At 69.5% G+C, this 6,000-nt stretch carries 6 protein-coding genes; 4 read left to right on the top strand and 2 right to left on the bottom strand.

Going from position 1 to position 6,000, the window contains the following annotated elements; genetic code table 11:
• The first annotated feature begins 13 nt into the window (after positions 1–13).
• The 3 genes from ABZV34_RS13735 to ABZV34_RS13745 all read left to right on the top strand — a co-directional run bounded on the left by ABZV34_RS13735 (position 14) and on the right by ABZV34_RS13745 (position 3,499).
• Positions 14–991, top strand: coding sequence for a cation diffusion facilitator family transporter (locus tag ABZV34_RS13735; RefSeq protein ID WP_356274691.1), 978 nt, complete (start codon positions 14–16; stop codon positions 989–991).
• Positions 992–1,325: 334 nt separating this feature from the next.
• On the top strand, positions 1,326–2,783 hold the full coding sequence (ahcY, locus tag ABZV34_RS13740; protein WP_356274694.1) for an adenosylhomocysteinase: 1,458 nt from the start codon (positions 1,326–1,328) through the stop codon (positions 2,781–2,783).
• Between the two features lie 101 nt (positions 2,784–2,884).
• Positions 2,885–3,499 (top strand): hypothetical protein, encoded by a 615-nt coding sequence (locus ABZV34_RS13745; RefSeq protein ID WP_356274697.1) that lies wholly within the window; start codon positions 2,885–2,887, stop codon positions 3,497–3,499.
• Positions 3,500–3,522: 23 nt separating this feature from the next.
• On the opposite strand, the gene ABZV34_RS13750 is transcribed toward ABZV34_RS13745, so the two are convergent.
• Positions 3,523–4,446 (bottom strand): RDD family protein, encoded by a 924-nt coding sequence (locus tag ABZV34_RS13750; protein WP_356274700.1) that lies wholly within the window; start codon positions 4,444–4,446, stop codon positions 3,523–3,525.
• 121 nt (positions 4,447–4,567) lie between these two features.
• Between ABZV34_RS13750 and ABZV34_RS13755 the strand changes: the two genes are divergently transcribed.
• The gene (locus ABZV34_RS13755; RefSeq protein WP_356274703.1) at positions 4,568–5,575 is read left to right on the top strand and encodes a stage II sporulation protein M; all 1,008 of its coding nucleotides are present in this window, start codon (positions 4,568–4,570) and stop codon (positions 5,573–5,575) included.
• Positions 5,576–5,779: 204 nt separating this feature from the next.
• Here the strand turns inward: ABZV34_RS13755 and ABZV34_RS13760 are convergent.
• The coding region (locus ABZV34_RS13760) for a hypothetical protein (protein WP_356274706.1) at positions 5,780–6,000 on the bottom strand (221 nt) is incomplete at its 5' end.

The following is a 6,000-nucleotide window of genomic DNA, read 5'->3' on the forward strand; positions in this document are numbered from 1 at the left end:
ACAGCAGGAGCAGATGAGCGCTTCAGGCGGCACCAAAGCGATCGTGGCGGCACTCGGCGCCAACCTCGCGATCGCGGTAACCAAGTTCGTCGCGTTCGCCTTCAGCGGTTCGTCCTCGATGCTCGCCGAGGGCGTCCACTCGATCGCAGACTCCGGCAACCAGGCCCTGCTCCTGATCGGCGGCAAGAAGGCCCAGCGCGAGGCGACGCCCCAGCACCCCTTCGGCTACGGCCGTGAGCGCTACATCTACGCCTTCCTCGTCTCGATCGTCCTGTTCTCGGTCGGCGGCATGTTCGCCGTCTACGAGGGCTACGAGAAGATCAAGCACCCGCACGAGATCGAGCACTGGTACTGGCCGGTGGGCGTCCTGGTGTTCGCGATCATCGCCGAGGGCTTCTCGTTCCGCACGGCCATCAAGGAGTCCAACGAGCTGCGCGGGAAGCTGTCCTGGTCACAGTTCATCCGCCGCGCCAAGGCCCCCGAGCTCCCGGTCGTCCTCCTGGAGGACTTCGGCGCGCTCATCGGTCTGGTCCTCGCCCTCTGCGGCGTCGGCCTGGCCCTCCTCACCGACGACGGTGTCTGGGACGGCATCGGCACGCTCTGCATCGGCATCCTGCTCATCCTGATCGCACTGGTCCTGGCGGCCGAGACCAAGTCCCTGCTGCTGGGCGAGGCGGCGGGCGTCGACGACGTGAAGAGGATCGAGACCGCGATCGTCGACGGCGACACGGTCACCGGCATCATCCACATGCGCACGCTTCACCTCGGCCCGGAGGAACTCCTGGTCGCCGCCAAGATCGCCGTCCGGCACGACGACACGGCAGGCGAGGTCGCCTCGGCGATCAACGCCGCCGAGGCCCGCATCAGGGAGTCCGTCCCGATCGCGCGCGTCATCTACCTGGAGCCGGACATCTACAGCGAGGCCGAGGCGGCCAAGGGCCCTGACCTCGACGCGACCCCCGGCGGCCCGGCACGTCCGGCCGAACACTGACCGCCGACCCCGGCGACGCGACGGGTGCGCCGCGAGCCCCTGTCCGGGCACCCGCTCACACGGACACTAGGGGTTTCCTGGAGACGGCCGAGGCACACTATGGCCGGAGCCGGACTGGGGAGGCCCGGGGTGACCGGTGTAGCTTGGTGACTGAGCCAGACGTCGCTGCTGATGGCGGTCGGGCGGTCCCACCGCGGACCGGCCGAGGGAGAGAGGGCCTCCGACGGACTGAGCTGCGCGCACCGGGCACGCCTGTGCCCGAGGGCACCCCTGTGCCCGCCGTCGCGCAGTACAGCCGTACCCACCTCGCCACAATCCCGAGGAGCAGCTCCCCATGACGACTGTCGACAACCGACAGGACTTCAAGGTCGCCGATCTCTCCCTGGCCGACTTCGGCCGCAAGGAGATCACCCTCGCCGAGCACGAGATGCCCGGCCTGATGTCGATCCGCAAGGAGTACGCGGCCGCGCAGCCGCTCGCCGGCGCCCGCGTCACCGGCTCCCTGCACATGACGGTGCAGACCGCCGTCCTCATCGAGACCCTCGCCGCCCTCGGCGCCGAGGTCCGCTGGGCGTCCTGCAACATCTTCTCCACCCAGGACCACGCCGCCGCGGCCATCGCCGTCGGCCCGAACGGCACGCCGGACAACCCGCAGGGCGTCCCGGTCTTCGCCTGGAAGGGCGAGACCCTGGAGGAGTACTGGTGGTGCACGGAGCAGGCGCTGACCTGGCCGAACACCCCCACCGGCGGACCGAACATGATCCTGGACGACGGTGGTGACGCCACCCTCCTCGTCCACAACGGCGTCAAGTACGAGAAGGACGGCAAGGTCCCCTCGGTCGACACCGCCGAGAACGACGAGCACCGCGTCATCCTCGAACTCCTGAACCGCACGATCACCGACGGCTCCCAGAAGTGGACCCAGCTCGCCTCGGAGATCCGCGGCGTGACCGAGGAGACCACGACCGGCGTGCACCGTCTCTACGAGATGCACCGCGACGGCACCCTCCTGTTCCCGGCGATCAACGTCAACGACGCCGTCACCAAGTCGAAGTTCGACAACAAGTACGGCTGCCGCCACTCCCTGATCGACGGCATCAACCGCGCCACCGACGTCCTGATCGGCGGCAAGACCGCCGTCGTCTGTGGCTACGGCGACGTGGGCAAGGGCTGCGCGGAGTCCCTGCGCGGCCAGGGCGCCCGCGTGATCATCACCGAGATCGACCCGATCTGCGCCCTGCAGGCGGCGATGGACGGCTACCAGGTCGCGACCCTCGACGACGTCGTCGACAAGGCCGACATCTTCGTCACCACGACCGGTAACAAGGACATCATCATGGCCTCCGACATGGCCAAGATGAAGCACCAGGCGATCGTGGGCAACATCGGCCACTTCGACAACGAGATCGACATGGCCGGCCTCGCGCAGATCCCGGGCATCGTCAAGGACGAGGTCAAGCCGCAGGTCCACACCTGGAAGTTCCCCGACGGCAAGGTGCTCATCGTGCTGTCGGAGGGCCGCCTGCTGAACCTGGGCAACGCCACCGGCCACCCGTCGTTCGTGATGTCCAACTCCTTCGCGGACCAGACGCTGGCCCAGATCGAGCTGTTCACCAAGCCCGACGAGTACCCGACCGACGTCTACGTGCTGCCCAAGCACCTCGACGAGAAGGTCGCCCGCCTCCACCTCGACGCCCTCGGCGTCAAGCTCACGACGCTCCGCCCGGAGCAGGCCGCCTACATCGGCGTAGAGGTCGAGGGCCCGTACAAGTCGGACCACTACCGCTACTGAGCACCCGCGCCGAGCGGCCGCACCGACCGCGCGGCGTACGGATGTCAGCAGGCCCCCGCCCCCGTGGCGGGGGCCTGTCCCCGATGAGGACCTGAACGCCCATGCCACGCGGCCGCTATTCGCTCCACGATCCGCACGATCACACCCCCCTGGCCGAAGAACACTTCCACTGCGCGCCGGGACCCTCCGGCTGGCGCTACGTCTCCCAGCTGACGGCACCCTCCGGCGACCACGCCGGCTCCGTCGACCTGGCCCTCGACGAGCTGGGCCGCCCCATCCGGCTCGAACTGCACGCCGCGAGCTGGCAGGTCCGGGGCGCCGCGCTCGAAGGCGTCACCTGGGTACGCACCGATCCCACGGGCACCGAGGCCACCGAGGGCAATGCCCACGCGCACGCCTTCACCGGCACGTCCCCCGCGTTCCTCGTCGCCACCGCCCGTCTCCTGCGCCTCACCCCCTCCCGATCGGCCACCCGCGTACGCCTCGTCGCCTTCACCGACCCGGTCCTCGCCCCGCGCACCCTCGACCAGTCCTGGGCCCTGGTCTCGAGAGAAACACACGGCACTGACAACGGTCCCCTGACCGTGGACGCGTACCAGGTCACAGCCCTGGACACGGGAGAACAGCACGCCGTGCACCTCGCCGGAGACGTCGTACTCGCGGCACCCGGCATCGAGCTGGAACACCTCGAAACACCGCCGTCGGCGTTCACCTGAGCGGGGCCCCACCTCCGTCGGCGTCAGGCAGGCGGCGCGAATCCGGTCGCGGGCCGGTCGGCCCGCTCCTCCCGCGCCGCCGAGGGCGGGACCGCCTGCCGATCCGGGAACCCCGGATGCCGCGCGACCGGGCCACTCACGCCCGGCATCCCTGTGCCGAACCCGCTCGGCCCCCCCGGCACCGCCGCGACGGCCGGCCCACCCGCGAAGGCCCGCCTGGCGTCCCGCGTCTGCCGTTCGTGCACCACGGCCGCCAGATACGCGGCCGCCGGGACACCCTGCGGCGCCGGAGCCCCCGTACGGGCGGCCAGATCGTGGGCCAGCCGCTCCGCCATCGCGGCCCCGACCTGCGGATCCAGCTGCCGCATCCGCGTCAGGTACTGCCGGACGGCCAGCCACAGCCCGTCCGGCACCGCCGACAGGTCGAGCCCGGAGAACCGTCCCGCCAGCCAGGGCGGCGGGGGAGGCACGAAGGCGCTCCGCCCGGCCGGGATGCGCTCCCGCACGACGAGAGTCCCCGCGAACACGTCACCGAGCCGCCGCCCCCGCTCCGACACGAGCGAGGCGATGCACGCGACGATCCCGAACGTCATCAGGATCTCGACCACACCGATGGCACCGCGCACCAGCGCGTGCCGGAACCGGATCGGCCCCCCGTCGTCCCGCACCACCCGCAGCCCGAACGCCAGCTTCCCCAGCGAACGTCCGTGACTGAGCGTCTCCACCGCGATGGGTCCACCGACCAGCAGCAGAACGAAGCTCGCGATCGACACCGCGATCTGCGCCGCCTCGTCCAGCGCCGCCGTCGCGGCGACCAGCCCGATGGTGACGATCAGATAGGCCGCCATCGCCACGACCAGGTCGAGCAGTACGGCCAGCGCACGGCTCGGCAGTTTCGCGGGGCGCAGCTCCAGCGCCACCGCCTCGCCCGTCACTAGCTCACTCACGCTCGTCCGTCCTTCCCCTGACCTGCCCCGAGAACCGCCAGTCTGCCAAGCTGAGGGCAACATCGCGCCGCGGTACGACAAGCTGACACGCGGTACGAGAGGACGAGGAGCAGCAGAACCGATGGACCTCGACGTCTTCGTGTCCGCGCACGGCGCGGAGTGGGACCGCCTGGACGCCCTGTTGCGCCGTCGGCGCCGGCTCACCGGAACCGAGGCCGACGAACTCGTCGCCCTGTACCAGCGCACGGCCACCCATCTCTCCCTCATCCAGTCCAGCGCCCCGGACCCGCAGCTCACCGGGCGCCTCAGCCAACTGGTGGCACGCGCGCGCAGCGCCGTGACCGGCACCCGCCGAGCCTCCTGGCGCGATGTCACCCGCTTCCTCACCCAGCAGTTCCCCGCGGCGGTCTACTGTTCGCGCCACTGGTGGGTGCCCACGGCACTCGTCTCCACGGCCGTCGCGGTCCTCCTGGGGTGGTGGATCGGCGCGCACCCGGAGGTCCAGTCCTCGATAGCTGCTCCCGCCGAACTGCGCCGGCTGACGCGCCCCGGCGGCGAGTACGAGACCTACTACTCGAGTCATCCGGCGGCCTCCTTCGCGGCCCAGGTGTGGACGAACAACGCCGAGGCCGCCGCGATGTGCCTGGTCCTGGGCGTTTTCCTGGGGATACCCGTGCTCTGGATTCTCTTCCAGAACATGCTCAACGTAGGCGTCGGCATCGGCCTGATGTCGTCGGCCGGCCGCCTCGACACCTTCCTCGGCCTGATCCTCCCGCACGGCCTTCTGGAGCTGACGGCCGTCTTCGTGGCCGCGGGCACGGGCCTGCGACTCGGTTGGACCCTGATAGATCCGGGCCCCCGTTCCCGCCGCACGGCCCTCGCCGAAGAGGGCCGAGCCGCCCTCGGCATGGCGATCGGCCTGGCGCTGGTCCTTTTCGTCTCGGGCGCCATCGAAGGCTTCGTCACCCCCTCCGGCCTCCCCACCTGGGCCCGCATCGGCATAGGGATCGCGGTTGAACTGGCCTTCCTCACGTACGTGTACGTCCTGGGCGGGCGTGCGGCACGGGCCGGTGACACCGGTGACGTCGAGGAGGCCGAGCGCAGCGCCACGCTGCCGACGGCCGCGTGATGTGCGACTCCGCCCGTTGACCTGCTAGTCTCCTGTTCGCCCCACAGGAGCCATTGACATGGAGCCGGTGGGGAGGTAGATTCGAACAGTTGCCTAGAACTGGACACGTCCAGTCGGTGGCGGTTAGCATCTGCGAGCTTCTTGTGAACGCAATTCCGAGAAGCAACCCCCGATTAGTCAGGACCGAGCGGCCGGTAAGGCCGATCAAAACCTTCTGATAAAGTCGGACTCGCCGAAAGAGAGCCGCAAGGCCCGATTAGGCAAAGGCCCTTCCAACGGCCACTGGAAATGAATTCCGACCGGAAACGGAACGGGAAACGGATCTGGTAAAGTCGGAACCGCCGGAAAGGGAAACGCGAAAGCGGAAACCTGGAAAGCGCCGAGGAAATCGGATACGGAAACGGTCTGATAGAGTCGGAAACGCA

The sequence above is a fragment of the Streptomyces sp. NPDC005195 genome, assembly GCF_040608315.1.
GTDB classification, from domain to species: Bacteria; Actinomycetota; Actinomycetes; order Streptomycetales; family Streptomycetaceae; genus Streptomyces; species Streptomyces kaempferi.

What these genes read in the sequence shown, in the direction of transcription:
- ABZV34_RS13735 (WP_356274691.1), top strand. Translation starts at nt 14, where the DNA reads ATGAGCGCTTCAGGCGGCACCAAAGCGATCGTGGCGGCACTCGGCGCC.
- ahcY (WP_356274694.1), top strand. Translation starts at nt 1,326, where the DNA reads ATGACGACTGTCGACAACCGACAGGACTTCAAGGTCGCCGATCTCTCC.
- ABZV34_RS13745 (WP_356274697.1), top strand. Translation starts at nt 2,885, where the DNA reads ATGCCACGCGGCCGCTATTCGCTCCACGATCCGCACGATCACACCCCC.
- ABZV34_RS13755 (WP_356274703.1), top strand. Translation starts at nt 4,568, where the DNA reads ATGGACCTCGACGTCTTCGTGTCCGCGCACGGCGCGGAGTGGGACCGC.